Raw genomic sequence first — 1,451 nt, forward strand, 5'->3', positions numbered from 1 at the left:
TACGGCAGCCGCCATTCGTGATCATGGTTGGCATTCGAGGTTGAGGCGGCGGGCGTAGTGGGCTCGTCTGGCTCGTGCTTGGTGTCGGCGTCGCCAGTTTGACCAGCGCAAACGGTAGGCGATGCTGCGGGTCGGCCGGATGAGTAGGACGTTGATCAGGCGGCGGATCTCGTTGACGGTCAGGTCGATCATGTCGGGCTGAGCGCGGCGTTCTGGGGTGTGGGCGTCGGCGGCGCAGATCGCGAGGACGGCGAGGGCTGCCAGGGCGAGAGTGGTGAACCGGTGCCAGGACGTCCAGCGGCGGACCTGGTGCTGGTCGAGACCGACCTGGCCCTTTCCGGCTTGGAACGACTCCTCCACGATCCAACGAACTCCCGCTACTCGCACGAGTTGCGCGAGGGTGGCCGGGTGGGGTGTCCAGCAGCGGTAGAAGGCCAGCTCACCTGTGGTGTTGTTCCGGCGGATCAGCAGACTGTGCCGGCCGTCGTCGTCCGGGTCGCCGTCGGCGCCGACGTCGGCCAGCCAGGCCCAGTCGTAGAACCGTGGCCCTTTCGACCCGTCACCGGCGCTGCGCCGGGTCCACGCCGTGGCGGGCAGGTCGGTGGCCAGTTGGTCGGCGCGGCAGCGGGTCTTACCGCCGTCGATCGGTACGAGATGACCGCGGGAGACCGCCAGGACGTAACCGAGACGGTGCTCGCGCAGCTCACCCCGTAGCCGTGTGTTGTTGCCGTAGGCCTCGTCCGCGGCGACCCATCGGGCCGGGACCAGGGCCTTCACGGCGGCGGTGATCATGTGCTCGGCCAGCTCGGATCGGGTGGCGAAGACGACGTCGTCCGGGACGCCGGCCTGTTCACACCGCTGGTGGTCGTCGGTCCAGGACTTCGGCAGGTAGACCCGCCGGTCGATCAGGGTGTGCCCGTGCCTGCTCGCGTAGGCCAGGAATACGCCGACCTGGGCGTTCTCGATCCGTCCGGCCGTGCCGGTGTACTGACGTTGGACACCGACGGTGTGCACGCCCTTCTTCAGATCGCCGGTCTCGTCAACGACGAGAACACCATCGGGGTCACCGAGCCGATCCACGACGACCTGCCGCACGTCGTCACGCACCGCGTCAGCGTCCCACTTCGCCCGGTACAGCAACCTTTGCATCGCATCCGGCCGGTCATGCCCGGCCTGCTCCGCCAACTGCCAGCACGTCTTGATTTCCAGGTCAGCGAGCAGGCCGGTGACGAACCCGGCGGCCGCCCGGCGGGGTTCCACCCGAGCGAACCGGCCCGCGAACGAGCTGGTCACCAGGTCGATGACTCGTCGCCACTGAGCAGGCTCTAAGCTGTGGCTCTCGGCCACCGCAAGGTCTGATGTTGTGTCCACAACGCACAGACGATCATGCGGTGGCCGTCCTCGTTCCGGCGGGACCCGAGGTCACCTCACGAAAGGCGGCTGCCGTACTA

At 67.9% G+C, this 1,451-nt stretch carries 1 protein-coding gene; it reads right to left on the minus strand.

Annotated elements, in window-relative coordinates; genetic code table 11:
- Positions 1–21: 21 nt before the first annotated feature.
- A complete protein-coding gene (locus tag ACFHWY_RS28475; protein ID WP_416583325.1) occupies positions 22–1,302 on the minus strand; it encodes an IS701 family transposase in 1,281 nt (426 codons plus the stop codon).
- Between the last annotated feature and the right edge of the window lie 149 nt (positions 1,303–1,451).

The sequence above is a fragment of the Micromonospora sp. LOL_024 genome (assembly GCF_048060415.1).
Classification (GTDB): Bacteria; Actinomycetota; Actinomycetes; order Mycobacteriales; family Micromonosporaceae; genus Micromonospora.